We start from the raw sequence: 14,889 nt of genomic DNA, 5'->3' as shown, positions 1-14,889 counted from the left end.
GCTAGAGCCAGGCGGCCTCGGCGCGCAGGGAAGGCGCGGCGGCCAGCAGCGCCGCCCTGTCGTCCGCGTAGAAAGCCTCCAGCCGGGCCCGCAGCTCCGGCGTCGGCGCGGGTGCCCGTCCCGGGTCGAACCGGCTGAGCACGAGCCGGTCCAGGCCGACGACGGAGGCGTTGTACAGCCAGCCGGCGGGGGAGGGCCGCCGGGGCCGCCGCAGCGAGAGTTCGGGCGTGTACTCGTACATGAACCGGTTCTTGGTGCGCAGCAGCCGCAGCCGGGCCGGGGAGTAGACGCCGCGGTTGGACACGCGCGGCGCGGGCGGCGGCGTGAACTCCGGATCGACGCCGACGAGCGTGAAGGCGCGGCGCAGCGCGGCGGCCGGGTCGGCGGTCAGCGCCTTCTGCTCGAACACGGCGATCCGCTCGGCGGGGAAGTGCTCCAGGTACCGCGCCAGGTGGTGCCCGTAGCGGCCGTAGGAGAGGATCTCGGGGGCGCGCGGGTACTCGGCGTCCAGGGAGCCGTCCAGGAGCCGGGCGAAGGCGTCCTCCAGCGGGAGCAGCGGGAGGAACCCGTGCCGGACGTAGTGGTAGTACGCCGACACCGCGCGCGCGACGGGCTCCCGCACGACGACGAGCAGCCTTGCTTCCGGCAGGTGCTCGCGCAGCCGCGCGGCGACCTCGGGACGGCCCAGGTAGTCCGGCCTCTTGATGCCGCGTACCCGTCCGGAGCCTTGGAACAGCGAAGGCAGAGCCGCGACAGCAGCCGCGTCGTAGAACGGGTCCTCGAAGGCTCTGACTTCGCCTTCGGCCAGCTCGACGTCCGGGTGCAGCGCCATCTGGTCCTGCAGGAACGTGGAGGCCGACTTCTGGGCTCCGATGACGACGAAGTCGGGCAGGCCGCCGTGCGGCGATCGGCTCACTCGCTCTCCCAGGGCAGGGGGCGCCCTCCGGTCGGCGCGCCTGCCCAAACCGTATCGTCCCGGACGGTGCGCGCGTGGGTGCGCGCGGCGGCCACGGCCGGGTAAAACGGCGACGCGCCGGGGCGCGGGCACTGGCGGTACCTGGTGTGACGGGAGTATTACTTGGCGTCATGCGGGATGGCTATCTGTCCGGGCACGGCGCCCTGCCCGACCTGACCGACGAGCGCATCGACCAGGTCCTGGCGCTGTTGGAGGGCCCGGCCGCGGGTCCCGGACGGCCGGGTCCCGCCGTCGCGGCGAGCCCGCCGCCGGAGGGGGCCGACACGGAGTGACCTGGGTGCGGGCGGGCACGAGCGCGCTGGTGCTGGGGGCGGGCGCGTTCGTCCTCTGCCTCTGCCTGCGCGTTCTGGTGGACTACCCGCTCTGGCAGTCCGAGTACGGCGACGTGCAGGACGCGACGGCGCTCGTGGTCTTCCCGCTGCTGCTTTCGGCCGGGTGCCTGACCGGGCTGCTCCTGTTGTGGGCGGGGGTGCGGGGCGCGCTCGCGGCGCACGATCCGGGCCGCTGGCGGTACCGGCAGCGGGTGGCGCTGCACGGCTGCCTGATCGGAGCGCTGGTCGCCGGGTTCGTCGTGATGGCCGCCGACCGCCCCTGGACGGGTCTGTCGGTCGGCGCGCGGATCGTCGGCCTTCAACTTCTGGTGTTCGCCGGCCTCCTGGCCTTCATGATCATGGTGTTGCTGTCGGCCGAGGGGAATCCCCGCTGACGGGAAGCTGGTCGTAGCGCAGGACGGGCCCGTCGGAGCAGGCCCGGACGGGTCCGGCGGCGCCCTCGAACCGGCAGCCTCCGCACCGTCCGCTTCCGCAGCTGAGAAGCTCGTGCGCGGCCACCTGGATGCGCGCGGCGGGCACTCCCTGGGCGCGTAGGGCACGTGCCGTGGCGGCCGTCTCGTGCAGTGGCCCGGCGAGCAGCGCCACGGTCGCCGAGGGGTCGAACCGCAGGGCGGGTTCCGCCAGGCCGCCCGGAGCGATCGCCCCGGTAAGCCCGTCGCCCTGCTCCCGCTCCGGGCCGCTCGCCGACCAGACGGCGCCCGCCGCCCACACCCGCAGCGCCCGGTACCGCGCCGCGTCCGCCAGGGCCCGCTCGACGACGGGCCGCAGCAGCCCCAGGCCGCGTTCCCAGCCGACGACGAGGAGGTCGAGCCCGACGGCGGCGCGCAGGTCCCAGCCGAGCCCACGCGGCCCGGAAAGACCCACCACGTCGCCGATCCCGCAGACCGAAGGACCGCACGGCACCCGCAGCGCCCGCACCTCCACCAGGGAGCTCTCGGCGGTCGCGCCGTCGGAGTGCAGCCGCCGCGCCGACACGTCGGCGGCGGGCAGCCGTTGGCCGGACGCGGTGTGCAGCACCCAGAACCGTCCCGCCGCCGACGGCCCCGGCCGGTGTCCGCCCGGCCCGTCGCCGCCGGACGGCCCCTCGGGCGCCAGGACGAGCGTCAGCTCGCCGGGCGCCGCCGCGTACCGGTCGACGATCCGGTACGGCCGCGGGGCGGTGCCGCGCACCCGGTACCGCCCCGCCGTGCCTGCCTGGCTCCGATCCACGCCCCCAAGGTTCGCCCGGCGCCCGGTCCGGCTGTAGGGACGAAGGTCCCGGGCGCCCGGCGGAGGTCCCCGGCGCCGGGGACGTGCGCCCCTGACCCGGCGCGCGCCCCGCTGGTGGACTTGGGGTGTCGAGAAGGACCCACTGGGGAGGCACCGATGAGCGTGGACCCGAAACTGCTCGCCGCGCACGACTTCTTCCGGGGCATGCCGGGCGGCTATCTCGGCCTCCTGGCGACGACGGCGTCCGAGGTGCGCTACCCCGAGGGCCACCGCATGTTCCGGGAGGGCGGCTCGGCCGACAGGTTCTGGGCGATCCTCTCCGGACAGGTCAGGTTGGACCTGCCCGCGCCGGGTAGGGGCCACATACCCGTGGAGTTCTTCGGGCGCGGCGCCATCGTGGGCTGGTCGTGGCTGTTCCCGCCGCGCACCTGGCGGTTCGGTGCCTACGTCACCATGCCGCTGACGGCGCTGGAGTTCGACGCGGCGCTCGTCCGCACGCACTGCGCCGCCCATCCGGGCCTGGGGGCGGAGCTGAACGCCAGGTTCACCCAGTTGATCCTCGGCCGGCTCCAGTCGACGCGGCTCAGGCTGGTCGACGCGGCGGAGCACGAGGAGCACAGGGCGTACGACGCCTACGACCACGCGGTCTAGGCGGGCTACCGAGACACCGGGGAGGCGGGGAGATGCGCGCACTGAGGCTGAACGACTGGAAGTCCGAGCCCGAGCTGGTGGAGCTCCCGGCGCCGGAGCCGGGTCCCGGCCAGGTGGTGGTCAAGATCGGCGGGGCGGGCGCCTGCCACTCCGACCTGCACCTCATGCACGACTTCGAGGAGGGCGGCCTGCCGTGGAGCCCTCCGTTCGTGCTGGGGCACGAGAACGCGGGCTGGGTGCACGCGCTCGGCAGCGGGGTGCGCGGCCTTGACGTCGGCCAGCCCGTCGCCGTCTACGGGCCGTGGGGGTGCGGCTCCTGCGGGCGCTGCCTCCGGGGCGCGGAGAACTACTGCGAGAAGCCCTGGGAGGCGCCCACGCCCGGCGGAGGCGGCGGCCTCGGTCTGGACGGCGGGATGGCCGACTTCATGCTGGTGCCCGCCGCGCGGCTCCTGGTGCCGCTCCCCGACGGCCTGGATCCCGTCCACGCAGCGCCGCTCACCGACGCGGGGCTGACCCCGTTCCACGCGGTGCGCAGGTCGTGGGGCAAGCTCGGGCCCACCGCGACGGCCGTCGTGATCGGCGTCGGCGGGCTCGGCCACATGGCGGTCCAGATCCTGAAGGCCACCACGTCCGCGCGGGTCGTCGCGGTGGACACCAGGCCCGAGGCGCTGAAGCTGGCCGAGACGCTCGGCGCGGACCTCGTCCTGCCCTCGGGGCCCGACACGGCCGCCGAGATCCGCAAGGCCACGCCGCACCGGCGCGGCGCCGACGTCGTCATCGACATGGTCGCCAACGACGTGACCCTCGCCACGGCGGGCGCCGCCGCGCGGATGCTCGGCGACGTCACGGTCGTGGGCCTCGGCGGCGGCAGCCTGCCCGTTTCGTTCACCACACCCGCCTACGAGGTGTCGGTGCAGTCCACGTACTGGGGGACCCGCCCGGAGCTCGGCGAGGTGCTGGACCTCGCCGCGCGCGGGATGCTGGTCCCGGAGATCACGACCTTCCCGCTCACCGAGGCGGTGACCGCCTACCGGCGGCTGGCCTCGGGCGAGCTGACGGGTCGTGCCGTCATCGTTCCCACGCAGGACCGTTAACCATGGAGGTTGGAGACACATGGCCGAAGCCCTCGGCGTCCTGGTCGGCTACGACGGCTCGGAAGGGGGTGACCGCGCCCTGGAGTGGGCGGCGCAGGAGGCGTCGGCCCGAGGGCTGTCGCTGACGATCTGCCACGTGTGGCAGGTGGTCTACCCCGGCTTCACCGCCGTCATGCCGATGGAAGCCATGGAAGAGACGGCGGCGCAACTGGTCGGCGACGCCGCAGCCAAGATCCGCACCTCCCACCCCGGCCTGGACGTGCTGACCAGGACGTACAGCGGTTCCCCCGCCTACACCCTCATCGACCTGTCCCAGTACGCCGAGCTGACCGTCGTCGGCAGCCTGGGCCTGGGCGCGGTGCGCCGCGCCCTCATCGGCTCGGTCGGCGCCCAGGTCGCCGCGCACGCCGACGGCGTCGTCACCGTGGTGCGCGGCGACGACCACCCCGAGGGGCCGGTCGTGGCGGGCCTGGACGGCTCACGGGTGTCGGCGGGCGTGCTGCTGGCGGCGCTGGAGGAGGCGAAGGCGCGCGGCGTCGGCGTCACCGCGCTGTGCGTCTACCCGGGCAGCGCCAGCGTCCGCGACACGCCGTTCGTCACCGAGGAGGGCCTGCGCGAGATCGCCCGGGCGCGGTTCGACAGGGCCGTCGCCGAAGGCGGGGCGGCCCATCCGGACGTCCCGGTCGAGGCGCGGTTCGTGGACGGCGACCCGACGACGGTCCTCATCGAGTCGAGCGAGGGCGCGCGGGCGCTCGTGGTGGGCGCGCGCAGCGGCGGCACCCTGCGCAAGCGGCTGCTCGGCTCGTCGAGTGAGGGGGCGATCCACCACGCGCTCTGCCCGGTGAGCGTCGTGCACCCGCCGCACGAGCACGCGGAGTAGCCGGTCAAACGCGAGACGGCACCCGCGCTGAGGCGGGTGCCGTCTCGGCCGAACAGAGCAGCACAGCGTAAGCAGGGAGCCTCAGGGCCCAGGAACCGTGGGCGGCGTCAGCAGCGTCTCGGCGGCCAGCCTGACGGCCTCCGCGCGCTCCTCGGACGGGGCACGAGCGAAGTCCTCGGCCACCGTCATCAGCGACTCCGTGACGCGCGCCGTCCGCTCCTCCAGATCACGGATGAGGGATTCGAGTTCCGCGGTGCCGACCGGGGTCCGCGCCCCGCCGTCGTGCTCGCCGGACATGTGCATCCCGCCCTCTCCTCGCCGAAGGTTCCGGAAACAGCAGTCTCGACCAGGGAGGCCCCTCGCGTTTAGGGGCGAAGGTCCCGCGCCGAAGGGCCCTTCGCACAGGGGCGGCGGCCGGGCACAGGCCGAACACGGGAGCCGGTCGCGACCGGACGGACACGGAAGGTGACACTAGGGGGATGGAGCTGACCAGGGGGCCGGTCGCGGTGGCGACCGACGGATCACCAGCGGCGGGGGCCGCCGTGCGGTGGGCCGCGCAGGAGGCGGCGCGGCACAGGACGGCGCTGCACGTCGTGCACGTACGGGAGCCGCAGCCGAGGTTCGGGGAGGCCGTCCCGGACGCCGAGTCGGGCGTGGGCGAGCGGGGCAGGGTGATCCTCGCCGCCGCCAGATCCTCGGTGACGGGCCTGTTCCCGGGCGTCGCGGTCACCACCGAGGAGCTGCGCGGCCACACCGACCGGGCGCTCATCGAGCTCGCCGGGCGGTGCGCCCTGCTCGTCCTCGGGCACCGGGGGACGGGCAGGTTCGCGGGCCTGCTGCTCGGCTCGACCGGCCTGCGGGTCGCCGGACGGGCCGCCTGCCCCGTCGTCGTCGTGCGCGGCGACACCTCGGGGACGCGCGGCACCGTCGTCGTCGGCATCGAGCTGGACCGGGAGTCGCCCGAGCTGCTGGACTTCGCGTTCACCGAGGCCAGGGCGCGCGGCGCCGACCTGCGGGCCGTGCACTCGTGGGACACCCCGGACCTCGCGGTGCTCAGCGCGGGCCCGCTCGACCGGATCCAGCAGATCATCGAGCCGTGGGCCGAGCGGTACCCGGACGTGAAGTGCACCGGCGAGATGCCCTTCGAGCATCCGGTGGCGGCGCTCACGGGCGAGTCCGAGCGGGCCGACCTCCTCGTCGTCGGGTCGCGCGGCCTGGGCGGGCTGAAGGGCGTCGTCCTCGGGTCGGTGTCCCACGGCGTCCTGCACCACGCGCACTGCCCTGTCGCCGTCGTCACGTCGGGAGAGTCGGGAGAGTCGGGAGAAGAGCCATGAACGAGATCGTCGTCGGCTACGACGGGTCGGCGGGCAGCGAGCGCGCGGTCCGCTGGGCGGTCCGCGAGGCCACCCTGCGCGGCCTCGAACTCGTCGTCTGCCACGCCTGGCACTGGCTGTACGCCGACCCGCTGCACACCGCGTCCTACGAGACGGTCCAGCGCTTCGCCGACCTGGAGCTCAGCAAGGGCATGTTCGTCGCCGAGACGATGGCGCCGAGCCTGAAGGTCCGCAAGGCGCTGGTGCAGGGCCCGGCCTCGCCGACCCTGCTGCACGAGGCGTCCCAGGCGGTGATGCTGGTGGTCGGGGCGCGCGGCGCGGGCGGGTTCCCGGCGCTGGCGTCCGGTTCGACGCCCCGGCAGGTCGCCGGGCACGCGCTGTGCCCCGTCGTTGTGGTGCGGGACCCGGCGGCCGAGGGGCCGATCGTGGTCGGGATCGACGGGTCGCGGGCCTCACACGCGGCGCTGGCGCTCGCGTTCGAGGAGGCGGTGCTGCGCCGCAGCGAGCTCGTCGTGGTGCACGCCGCCGAGCTGCCCGCGGACGCCTCGACGCACGAGGAGTTCGCCAGGACGTCCGGGTCGTGGCTGGAGCGCGAGATCGGCCTGTGGCGGACCAAACACCCGGCGGCCGACGTCACGGTGCGGCTCGTGCACCGCGAGGCCCGTGCGGTGCTCCTGGAGGCCGCGCAGGGGGCGTCGCTGCTCGTCGTGGGGGACAGGGGCGAGGACGGGCCGCCGAACCTGCGGCTCGGCTCGGTGAGCGGCGCGATGATCGACGTCGCGCCGACCAACGTCGCCGTCGCGCACTCCCTGAGCCGTGGCTGACACGCGGCCGGTCGTCGCGGGCGTGGACGGCTCGGAGCCGGGCTTCGCCGCCGCCGGGTGGGCCGCCGAGTACGCGGCCCGGCACCGGCTGCCGCTGCGGCTGGTGTTCGCCGTCCCGGCCCGGCTGCTGGAGCCCGCCTCCGCCGTCGGCGCCGAGGCCGTCCGCGCCGACCTGCGGGACGGCTGCCTGCGCGCGCTCGGCAGGGCCGCCGACCACGCGGCGGCGGCGGCCCCGCCACGGGTCGAGACGGCGCTCGTGCCGGGCGGCGCGGCCGCCGCCCTGATCGGCGAGGCCGAGGGCGCGGCGCTGCTCGCGGTCGGCGGCCGGGGCCACGGCGAGCTGACCGGGCTGCTGCTCGGCTCGGTCACCGGACAGGTCGCGGTGCACGCGCCCGGCCCCGTCGCGGTCGTGCGCGGCGCCGACCAGCACCCGCACGGAGAGGTCGTCGTCGGCGTGGACACCGCGGCGAGCGCGGGCCCCGCCCTGGCGTTCGCGTTCGCCGAGGCCGACGCCCGCAAGGCGCGGCTGCGGGCCGTGCACGCCTGGACGCACCCCGCCTCGACCGGGCACGGCGAGATGCAGCCCGTCGTGTTCGACCCCACGCTCGTCGCCCAGGAGGAACACCTCGTGCTGGCGGAGGCCGTCGCCGGGTGGGCGCGGCGGTACCCGGACGTGGAGGTGGTCGAGGACGTCGTGCGGGCCAGGACCGTCAGGGCGCTGGCCGGGGCGTCGGCGCGGGCCGACCTGCTCGTGGTCGGCAGCCGGGGCAGGGGCGGCTTCCCGGGGCTCGTCCTCGGGTCGGTGAGCACCGCCGTGCTGCACCACGCGCACTGCCCCGTGGTGATCGCGCACGGGTGACGGTCAGGCCGCAGCCTCCTGGAGCAGCCTGCCGGAGATCCGCCGCCCGGTGATCCGCACGAAGTGGTCGCGCTCGCCGCCCGCCCACACCCGCAGCGGGAGCGCGGCGAGCCTGGCGTGCTCGGCGGGGTCGGTGACCGCGCGGGACTCGCCCAGCACGGTCACCGTCCACCCGGCGTGCGTCACCGGGTCGAACGCGCCCGCCTCGAACGCGACGACAGCCCGGCGCATCGCGATCTCCAGCGTTGATCCCCGCCCGGTCCGCAGCACCACGTCGGCGCCGTCCATGACGAAGTTGACGGGCTGGATCGCGGGGAGCGCCCGGTCGGTGAACGCCACCCTGCCGACCGGCACGGTGGCCAGCAGCCGCAGGCACGCCGCGGTGTCGAGGACCTGAGGTCCGGGTGTGAGGCCCGTCATGCCGCCATTGTCCGGCTGGGGCGGGGGCCGCCGTCAGGGGCGAAGGTCCCGGCCCCGGATCCGGCGGCCGGACAGGATCTCCGGGACGATCCGGATATATCCCTCGCCGGGGCCAGGCCCCGGCGTCCACGTGCGCAGGCCGAGATCGCGCAGCTCGGCGATCTTCTCCGGCGACGTCACCCGGTGCGCCCGGCCGACCACCACGACCGACCAGCCCGTCCGGCGCACCGCGTCGTAGTCGTCGACCTCGAACGCCACGATCGCGTCCCGCGCGGCGGCCGCCAGGGTGGACCCGGCCGGGACGCGGATCACCACGTCGTCGCCGTCCAGGGCGAACGGGACGGGCTGGATGCGGGGCAGCGCCTGGTGGGTGAAGACGACGCGGCCGATCGGGACGCTCCTCAGCAGGACCCGGCAGACCGCCTCGTCCAGGACCTCCAGCTCGGAGGAGGCGTCGGCGTCAGCGTGCATACCGGCATCCTCGCCCGACGGGCCCGCCGCCCCTAGGGGCGAACGTCCCCATCGCCGGTCACCGGTGGTCGTGCCCGGCGTCCGCCTTCAACCGGGCGGCGAAGGCGGCGGCCTGGGTGCGGCGGCGCATGTCGAGCTTGGCGAACAGGTTGGAGACGTAGTTCTTGACCGTTTTCTCCGCGAGGAACATCCGCTCGCCGATCTGCCGGTTGGTGAGGCCCTCGCCGATCAGTTCGAGGATCTGCCGCTCCTGCGCCGACAGCGCCGCGAGCGGGTCCTTGCGGGTCTCCCGGTCGCGCAGCCGCTGGAGCATCTGGCCGGTCGAACGCGGGTCCAGCAGGGACTGGCCGGACGCCACCGTCCGCACCGCGCCCACGAGGTCGGACCCGTGGATCTGCTTCAGCACATAGCCGGACGCGCCCGCCATGACCGCGTCGAACAGCGCGTCCTCGTCCTCGAAGGACGTCAGCATCAGGCAGCGGATCTCAGGATGCGCGGCCCTGATGTCGCGGCACACCGACACGCCGTCGCCGTCCGGAAGCCGCACGTCGAGGACGGCGACGTCAGGCGCGGCGGCCGGGATCCGGGCCAGCGCCTGGGCCGCCGTGGCCGCCTCACCGACGATCTCGATGTCGCCTTCGGCCTCCAACAGCGCCGCGACGCCCTTGCGGACCACCTCGTGGTCGTCGAGCAGGAAGACGCGGATACGGGCGCCCTCGGTGTTCATGGGGACCTCCAGGGCCGTCGGATACTCCGAACGTATCCGGGACGTCCGGCACGGCCAAGTCGCGAAGGGCCGCCCTTTCCGGGGACGAAGGTCCCGCCGCCGGGCCGTGACCGCACCGCGCCCCGGTTCCGGTGGACGCCCGCGCTGGGGCAGGATAGGCAGGGAACCGGGGAGTTTCGGACAGCGAGGAGAAGAGCCGTGGGAACGGAATCCAGGCCCGGCGCGGACCGGGCCCGGCTGATCCTGCCGCAACTCCAGCTCGACGACCTGCTCACCGAACTCCAGGCACGGCTGGAGACCGTCCGGGCGACCCGCGACAGGGTCCACTCGCTGCTGGAGGCCGTCGTCTCCATCGGCAGCGACCTCGACCTGGAGACGGTGCTCCGCCGCATCACCGAGGCCGCCGCCACCCTCGTCGACGCCAGGTACGGCGCGCTCGGCGTGATCAGCGCCGACGGCGAGCACCTCGTCCAGTTCGTGACGATCGGCGTCACCGACGACGAGATCGCCGGGATCGGGCACTGGCCGCACGGGCACGGCATCCTCGGCCTGCTCATCAAGGAGCCGTCGCCGCTGCGCCTGCACGACCTCGCCAGCCACCCCGAGTCGGTCGGCTTCCCCGCCAACCACCCGCCGATGCACCGGTTCCTGGGCGTCCCCATCCGGGTCCGCGACGAGGTCTTCGGCAACCTCTACCTGACCGAGAAGAACGGCGGCGCCGACTTCGACGAGGAGGACGAGGTCGTCGTCTCGGCGCTGGCCACCGCGGCCGGCGTCGCGATCGAGAACGCACGCCTGTACGAGGAGACACGCCGCCGCGAACGCTGGCAGCAGGCCCTGACGGAGATCTCCACCGCGCTGCTGTCGGGCACGTCGCTCCAGGAGGTCGTCGGGCAGGTCGCCGGGCACGCCCGCGAGATCTGCGACGCCGACCTCGCCATGGTCGCCACCGCCGACGAGGTCGAGGGCGAGTTCGTCGTGGAGGCCGCCGCCGGCGAGCACGCGGGCCTGCTGCACGACGCCCGGATGCCGCTGGACGACGCGTTCGGCGCGCCCGTCTACGAGACCGGCGCGTCCCGCTCCCTCGCCGACGCCAGGCCCGCCGCCGACCGGGCCGGGATCCCCGCCGACATCCCCATCGGCCCCGCGCTCCAGGTGCCGCTGGGCAGCGGCGGATCGGCGCGCGGCGTCCTGTCGGTCGTCAACGCGCCGGGCAGGCCGCAGTTCGGGGAGCTGACCCAGCGGCTCCTTGAGGGCTTCGCGGCCCAGGCCGCCGTCGCGCTCGAACTCGCCGCCCGCCGCCGCGACCTGGAGCGCCTCTCGCTCCTGGAGGACCGCGACAGGATCGCCAAGGACCTCCACGACACCGTCATCCAACGGCTGTTCGCCACCGCCATGACCCTCATGAGCGCGGTCAAGCTCGCCGACAATCCCGACGTGCAGCGCCGCATCCAGCGCTCGGTGGACGACCTCGACGAGACGATCCGGCAGATCCGCTCCACGATCTTCGCGCTCCAGGTCGAACAGGACGCCGAGAGCCTGCGCAGCCGCGTCCACACCATCGTCGACAACGCGGCGGTGCTGCTCGGCTTCGCCCCGTCCATCCGCCTCGACGGCCTCCTCGACACCGCCGTGGACGCCGACACCGGCGAACAGCTCCTCGCCGTCGTCAGCGAGGCGCTCTCCAACGTCGTCAGGCACGCCGGGGCACGCCGGGTCGACGTCGTCATCGAGGTCCGCGACGACCTCGTGCTCCGGGTCGAGGACGACGGCTCCGGCATCCCCGAGGGCGGACGGCGCAGCGGCCTGCGGAACATGGCCGAACGGGCGAAGGCGCTCGGCGGCGCGCTGGAGATCAGCGCGCGCGACGGCGGCGGCACCGTCCTGCGCTGGCGCGTCCCGCTCAGGTAAAGCCCCGACCCGCGCCCGGCCACACCGGGGCGAGGAGACGGCAGGCCCCGACCAAGGTCGCGCCGCCCGCGACCCCCGGCCTTGCCCCGGCGCCCGGCCGCGGCGCATGCTCGGACCATGAGCGAGCAGACCGGGCGGATCGGCGCCGGGTCCGTCGTCGTGGCGACGGACGGGTCGCCCGCGGCCGCCGCGGCGGTGCGCTGGGCGGCCGACGAGGCGGTGCTGTCCGGACGGCCGCTGCGCATCCTGCACGTGCAGCCCTCGTCCGTCTTCGGGCTCCCCGACATCCCGCCGCCGCAGGCGGAGGAGATCAGGTCCACCGAGTCCCGCAGGATCCTGGAGGAGGCGGCGGGGCTCGCCGCCGGACGCGACATCGACGTCACCACCGACAACATCCTCGGCGAGGTCGCCCGCGCGCTGCGGGAGATCTCCCGGCCCGACGTCCTCCTCGTGCTCGGCAGGCGCGGCCGGGGCAGGTTCGCCGAACTCCTGCTCGGCTCGACCAGCCTCAAGGTCGCCGGCACCACCGAGGGGCCCGTCGTGGTGGTCAGGGGCGACACGCACGGGCCGCGCGGCGAGATCGTCGTCGCCGTCGCGTTCGACCTGGACCACGGCCGCGCGCTGGAGTTCGCGTTCGCCGAGGCGCGGCGGCGCGGCGCCGTGCTGCGGGCCGTGCACGCCTGGGACGTCGGCGAGGTGTTCACGCCCTACGCCGAGTCCGCGCCCGTCGTCGTGGACCCGGCCGAGACGCTCGCGGACCTGCTGGCGCCGTGGCGGGCCGACAACCCCGACGTCAAGGTCGCCGAGGAGATCGTGAGCGACCATCCGGCGGCGGCGCTCACCGCGGCGTCGCGGCGGGCCGACCTCCTGGTTCTCGGCACCCATCACCGGGGCGCGCTGGGGAACCTCGTGTTCGGCTCGGTCGGCCACGCGGTGCTGCACCACGCGCACTGCCCCGTCGCGATCATCCCCTGAACCTCACCCTTCGGCGGCCGGGCCGCCGAGCCGCCGCAGCCGGTCGGCCAGCGCCTCGCTCAGCAGCTCCACCGCCCCGTGCGGGCTGGCGGCCTGCGCGTGCGCCCGGATCCGCCTGCCGCGCAGCCGGACGCTCACCCGTGCGCGTGCGGGCCGTGGAAGTGCCTTGTCGGGCAGGACGCAGAGCGTGACCGTCGCGTCCAGGACGGGCTCGTCGAGCGCGGAGAGCAGCTCGGCCACCCGCGCCTCCGCGTGCGACGCCATGGCCTGCGTGATCCGGTGGCCGGGGCGGACGGTGACGGGGCCCATGATCCTCCTTGCTTCGACGCCCACAGCCTTCCGGCTTGGCCGATACCGGCACAGAGCCCAAAGCCGCGCGGGAAGAAGGACCTTCGGCCCTGCGGTCGAATCCCCCCGAAGCGCGCCGCCGCCGATTCCGCCGCGACACAAAGAAAGCGGCACAGGGAGGATACGGGGGCAACCCTCCCTGTGCCGCACATCGGTGTTCCGACGGGGGCCCGGAACACCGGAACGGACGCCCCGACGGGGGACCGGAGCGTCAGGTACAAATCGTACACCGAAACCCCCCGGGTTGAGTCAAGAGATTTTGACGTCCTCCTCGGCTTTCAGGCCGGGGATTCCTCCTGCTCCGCCGATGCGGTGCTCAGGTGGGTTCCTGCTTCGTCGCGCGGTGCCGGGATCACTCCTGGTCTCACCCGCGCTCCACAGGCGATTAGCCTGTCCGCCCGTCCGGCGGCCAGGATGTTCTTCGCCGCGTTGACGTCCCGATCGTGCGTACGGCCGCACGCCGCGCACGTCCACCGCCTGACGTGCAGTGGCTTGGATCGTGAATGGATTTCGCGAGCCGACTCCGGGCCAGGCCCGACACGCACAGGTCCTCCACATACACCGCTTGGTTCTCGCGAATGATCTGCGTGGAAAGCTTGTGCGCATGGTCACGGCGCGTGTCCTTGACCTTCGCGTGAAGTTTCGCGACCCGGGCACGAGCCTTCGCCCGGTTCGCTGAGCCCCTGGCCTTGCGGCTGAGCGCCTTGTACGCCCTTTTCAGACGGCGTTCGGCCCGTCGTAGCACGCGTGGGTTGTCGATGACGGTCCCGTCCGAGCAGACGGCGAACGACGCGAGCCCCAGATCGATCCCCAGTTCTGCCTCCACCGTGGGCAGGGGTTCGTCAGTGGTCGTGACGACGAACGAGGCGGAGTACCGGCCGCAAGCCTCCCGGATCACGGTGACGCTGGACGGCTCGGACGGCAGGTCCCGCGACCAGCGGACCTCGAGCTCACCGACCTTCGCCACATACAAGCGGCCGTTGGGGCGAAGGGAGAACCCGTTACGGGTGAGGCGGACGGCCTGCCGACCGTCCTTGCGGGAGCGGTAACGGGGCGGCGCGACCTTGCGGCCCTTGCGCCTGCCGGTGACAGAGTCGAAGAAGTTCCGGTAAGCGGTGTGCAGATCGGCTAGGGCCTGGACCAGCACGACCGACGACACCTCCGCGAGCCACGCGCGTTCAGCTGTGCGTTTCGCGGCGGTGATGACCTGTTTCTGCAGGTCATTGTCCTTGATGTACGGCTGTCCGGCTTCGCGAGCCTGCTGGCGGGCGCGCAGTCCGTCGTTGAAGACCACACGTGCGCACCCGAAGGCCCGGGCCAGCGCGGTCTGCTGGGCGGGCGTCGGGTAAAGCCGGAAGTTGTAGCGAAGCCGCACGTTCTGATCTTATCCGCAGGTGATACGCCAGCCACGTGAATAAGGTGCGCATGAACGGGTAAAGCCGACGTTCCCGTCTGGTGCCTTTGGTCACGGAGACATTTCTTCGTCTTTGGGGGAATGCGGGTCATCTCCTGACTCAAGGGCTCGGCGGGTGCTTACGCCGTCTTCTAGGGGGACGGGCTTCTCTGGGGTGCGGCCGGCGTTGGCCCAGATGACGCTGGCGTAGGGGAGGACGATGGCGCCCAGGAGGAGGAGGGCGCCGATGGTCCAGTGGACGTGTTGCCAGAGGAGCACGGCGAGGATGAAGCAGAGGGTGCGGATCGCCATGGAGATCAGGTAGCGCTTCTCCCGGTCCGCGACGTCCTCCGACAGCGGCCGGGCGGCGTCGGTGACGGTGTAGACGGGTGCCTTGCGGCGGGTGCGAAGCCTCACCCCTCCACGGTATGCCTGTCCTTCCGGAACGGCCAGGCGAGGGCGGGTTTGTGGAGACGGGAACGGGG

Annotated in this window: 18 protein-coding genes and 1 pseudogene; 10 read left to right on the top strand and 9 right to left on the bottom strand. The window is 73.9% G+C overall.

Annotated features, from left to right (window positions below; all coding sequences use genetic code 11):
* Nucleotide 1 precedes the first annotated feature (1 nt).
* Entirely contained in the window at nucleotides 2–916 is a 915-nt protein-coding gene (locus LO762_RS13400; RefSeq protein ID WP_230614942.1) for a sulfotransferase domain-containing protein, read from the bottom strand.
* Between the two features lie 170 nt (nucleotides 917–1,086).
* On the opposite strand from LO762_RS13400, the gene LO762_RS13395 reads away from it, so the two are divergent.
* Nucleotides 1,087–1,248 carry a hypothetical protein gene (locus LO762_RS13395; protein ID WP_230614941.1) on the top strand — a complete coding sequence of 54 codons (162 nt, stop codon included), beginning with the start codon at nucleotides 1,087–1,089 and terminating at the stop codon, nucleotides 1,246–1,248.
* Nucleotides 1,245–1,682, top strand: a complete 438-nt coding sequence (locus LO762_RS13390; protein ID WP_230614940.1) for a hypothetical protein — start codon at nucleotides 1,245–1,247, stop codon at nucleotides 1,680–1,682. Before LO762_RS13395 ends, LO762_RS13390 begins: the two co-directional genes overlap by 4 nt.
* Here the strand turns inward: LO762_RS13390 and LO762_RS33485 are convergent.
* Nucleotides 1,645–2,517, bottom strand: a complete 873-nt coding sequence (locus LO762_RS33485) for a hypothetical protein (RefSeq protein ID WP_230614939.1) — start codon at nucleotides 2,515–2,517, stop codon at nucleotides 1,645–1,647. The genes LO762_RS13390 and LO762_RS33485 overlap by 38 nt on opposite strands.
* Nucleotides 2,518–2,673: 156 nt before the next feature.
* Here LO762_RS33485 and LO762_RS13380 point away from each other — a divergent pair, with 156 nt between their 5' ends.
* The 3 genes from LO762_RS13380 to LO762_RS13370 are packed head-to-tail and all read left to right on the top strand — an operon-like array spanning nucleotide 2,674 to nucleotide 5,142.
* Nucleotides 2,674–3,168, top strand: a complete 495-nt coding sequence (locus LO762_RS13380) for a Crp/Fnr family transcriptional regulator (protein ID WP_230614938.1) — start codon at nucleotides 2,674–2,676, stop codon at nucleotides 3,166–3,168.
* Nucleotides 3,169–3,200: 32 nt separating this feature from the next.
* Nucleotides 3,201–4,262, top strand: a complete 1,062-nt coding sequence (locus LO762_RS13375; RefSeq protein ID WP_230614937.1) for an NAD(P)-dependent alcohol dehydrogenase — start codon at nucleotides 3,201–3,203, stop codon at nucleotides 4,260–4,262.
* A gap of 19 nt (nucleotides 4,263–4,281) precedes the next feature.
* Complete coding sequence (locus LO762_RS13370) at nucleotides 4,282–5,142, top strand: universal stress protein (RefSeq protein WP_230614936.1); 861 nt, start codon at nucleotides 4,282–4,284, stop codon at nucleotides 5,140–5,142.
* Between the two features lie 81 nt (nucleotides 5,143–5,223).
* Here LO762_RS13370 and LO762_RS13365 read toward each other — a convergent pair whose 3' ends face one another.
* Nucleotides 5,224–5,445: a hypothetical protein gene (locus tag LO762_RS13365; RefSeq protein WP_230614935.1), complete on the bottom strand. Its 222-nt coding sequence runs from the start codon at nucleotides 5,443–5,445 to the stop codon at nucleotides 5,224–5,226.
* Between the two features lie 176 nt (nucleotides 5,446–5,621).
* Here LO762_RS13365 and LO762_RS13360 point away from each other — a divergent pair, with 176 nt between their 5' ends.
* Genes LO762_RS13360 through LO762_RS13350 form a run of 3 tightly spaced genes read left to right on the top strand, consistent with a single transcriptional unit; the run spans nucleotide 5,622 to nucleotide 8,159 of the window.
* A complete protein-coding gene (locus tag LO762_RS13360; RefSeq protein ID WP_230614934.1) occupies nucleotides 5,622–6,476 on the top strand; it encodes a universal stress protein in 855 nt (284 codons plus the stop codon).
* Nucleotides 6,473–7,300 carry a universal stress protein gene (locus LO762_RS13355; RefSeq protein WP_230614933.1) on the top strand — a complete coding sequence of 276 codons (828 nt, stop codon included), beginning with the start codon at nucleotides 6,473–6,475 and terminating at the stop codon, nucleotides 7,298–7,300. Before LO762_RS13360 ends, LO762_RS13355 begins: the two co-directional genes overlap by 4 nt.
* Nucleotides 7,293–8,159 carry a universal stress protein gene (locus tag LO762_RS13350; protein WP_230614932.1) on the top strand — a complete coding sequence of 289 codons (867 nt, stop codon included), beginning with the start codon at nucleotides 7,293–7,295 and terminating at the stop codon, nucleotides 8,157–8,159. Before LO762_RS13355 ends, LO762_RS13350 begins: the two co-directional genes overlap by 8 nt.
* Before the next feature lie 3 nt (nucleotides 8,160–8,162).
* Here LO762_RS13350 and LO762_RS13345 read toward each other — a convergent pair whose 3' ends face one another.
* From LO762_RS13345 to LO762_RS13335, 3 genes are read right to left on the bottom strand one after another with little or no spacing between them, the layout of a single operon-like run.
* Nucleotides 8,163–8,579, bottom strand: coding sequence for a pyridoxamine 5'-phosphate oxidase family protein (locus LO762_RS13345; protein WP_230614931.1), 417 nt, complete (start codon nucleotides 8,577–8,579; stop codon nucleotides 8,163–8,165).
* A gap of 33 nt (nucleotides 8,580–8,612) precedes the next feature.
* Nucleotides 8,613–9,050, bottom strand: a complete 438-nt coding sequence (locus tag LO762_RS13340) for a pyridoxamine 5'-phosphate oxidase family protein (RefSeq protein ID WP_230614930.1) — start codon at nucleotides 9,048–9,050, stop codon at nucleotides 8,613–8,615.
* 58 nt (nucleotides 9,051–9,108) lie between these two features.
* Entirely contained in the window at nucleotides 9,109–9,777 is a 669-nt protein-coding gene (locus LO762_RS13335; RefSeq protein ID WP_230614929.1) for a response regulator transcription factor, read from the bottom strand.
* Nucleotides 9,778–9,975: 198 nt separating this feature from the next.
* Here LO762_RS13335 and LO762_RS13330 point away from each other — a divergent pair, with 198 nt between their 5' ends.
* Together LO762_RS13330 and LO762_RS13325 are read left to right on the top strand one after the other, a co-directional pair.
* Nucleotides 9,976–11,688, top strand: a complete 1,713-nt coding sequence (locus LO762_RS13330; RefSeq protein ID WP_230614928.1) for a GAF domain-containing sensor histidine kinase — start codon at nucleotides 9,976–9,978, stop codon at nucleotides 11,686–11,688.
* Between the two features lie 117 nt (nucleotides 11,689–11,805).
* On the top strand, nucleotides 11,806–12,663 hold the full coding sequence (locus LO762_RS13325; RefSeq protein ID WP_230614927.1) for a universal stress protein: 858 nt from the start codon (nucleotides 11,806–11,808) through the stop codon (nucleotides 12,661–12,663).
* 3 nt (nucleotides 12,664–12,666) lie between these two features.
* On the opposite strand, the gene LO762_RS13320 is transcribed toward LO762_RS13325, so the two are convergent.
* The 3 genes and pseudogenes from LO762_RS13320 to LO762_RS13310 form a co-directional block, all read right to left on the bottom strand.
* Nucleotides 12,667–12,972: an HPF/RaiA family ribosome-associated protein gene (locus LO762_RS13320; protein WP_230614926.1), complete on the bottom strand. Its 306-nt coding sequence runs from the start codon at nucleotides 12,970–12,972 to the stop codon at nucleotides 12,667–12,669.
* A gap of 317 nt (nucleotides 12,973–13,289) precedes the next feature.
* Nucleotides 13,290–14,386: pseudogene (locus LO762_RS13315) on the bottom strand (RNA-guided endonuclease InsQ/TnpB family protein).
* A gap of 90 nt (nucleotides 14,387–14,476) precedes the next feature.
* Nucleotides 14,477–14,821 carry a DUF3099 domain-containing protein gene (locus LO762_RS13310; RefSeq protein WP_230614925.1) on the bottom strand — a complete coding sequence of 115 codons (345 nt, stop codon included), beginning with the start codon at nucleotides 14,819–14,821 and terminating at the stop codon, nucleotides 14,477–14,479.
* Nucleotides 14,822–14,889 lie beyond the last annotated feature (68 nt).

It is taken from the genome of Actinocorallia sp. API 0066 (assembly GCF_020991275.1).
Lineage (GTDB): Bacteria > Actinomycetota > Actinomycetes > Streptosporangiales > Streptosporangiaceae > Actinocorallia.
Note: the sequence above shows the minus strand (reverse complement) of the source record. Positions and strands in the feature narration are given on the sequence as shown.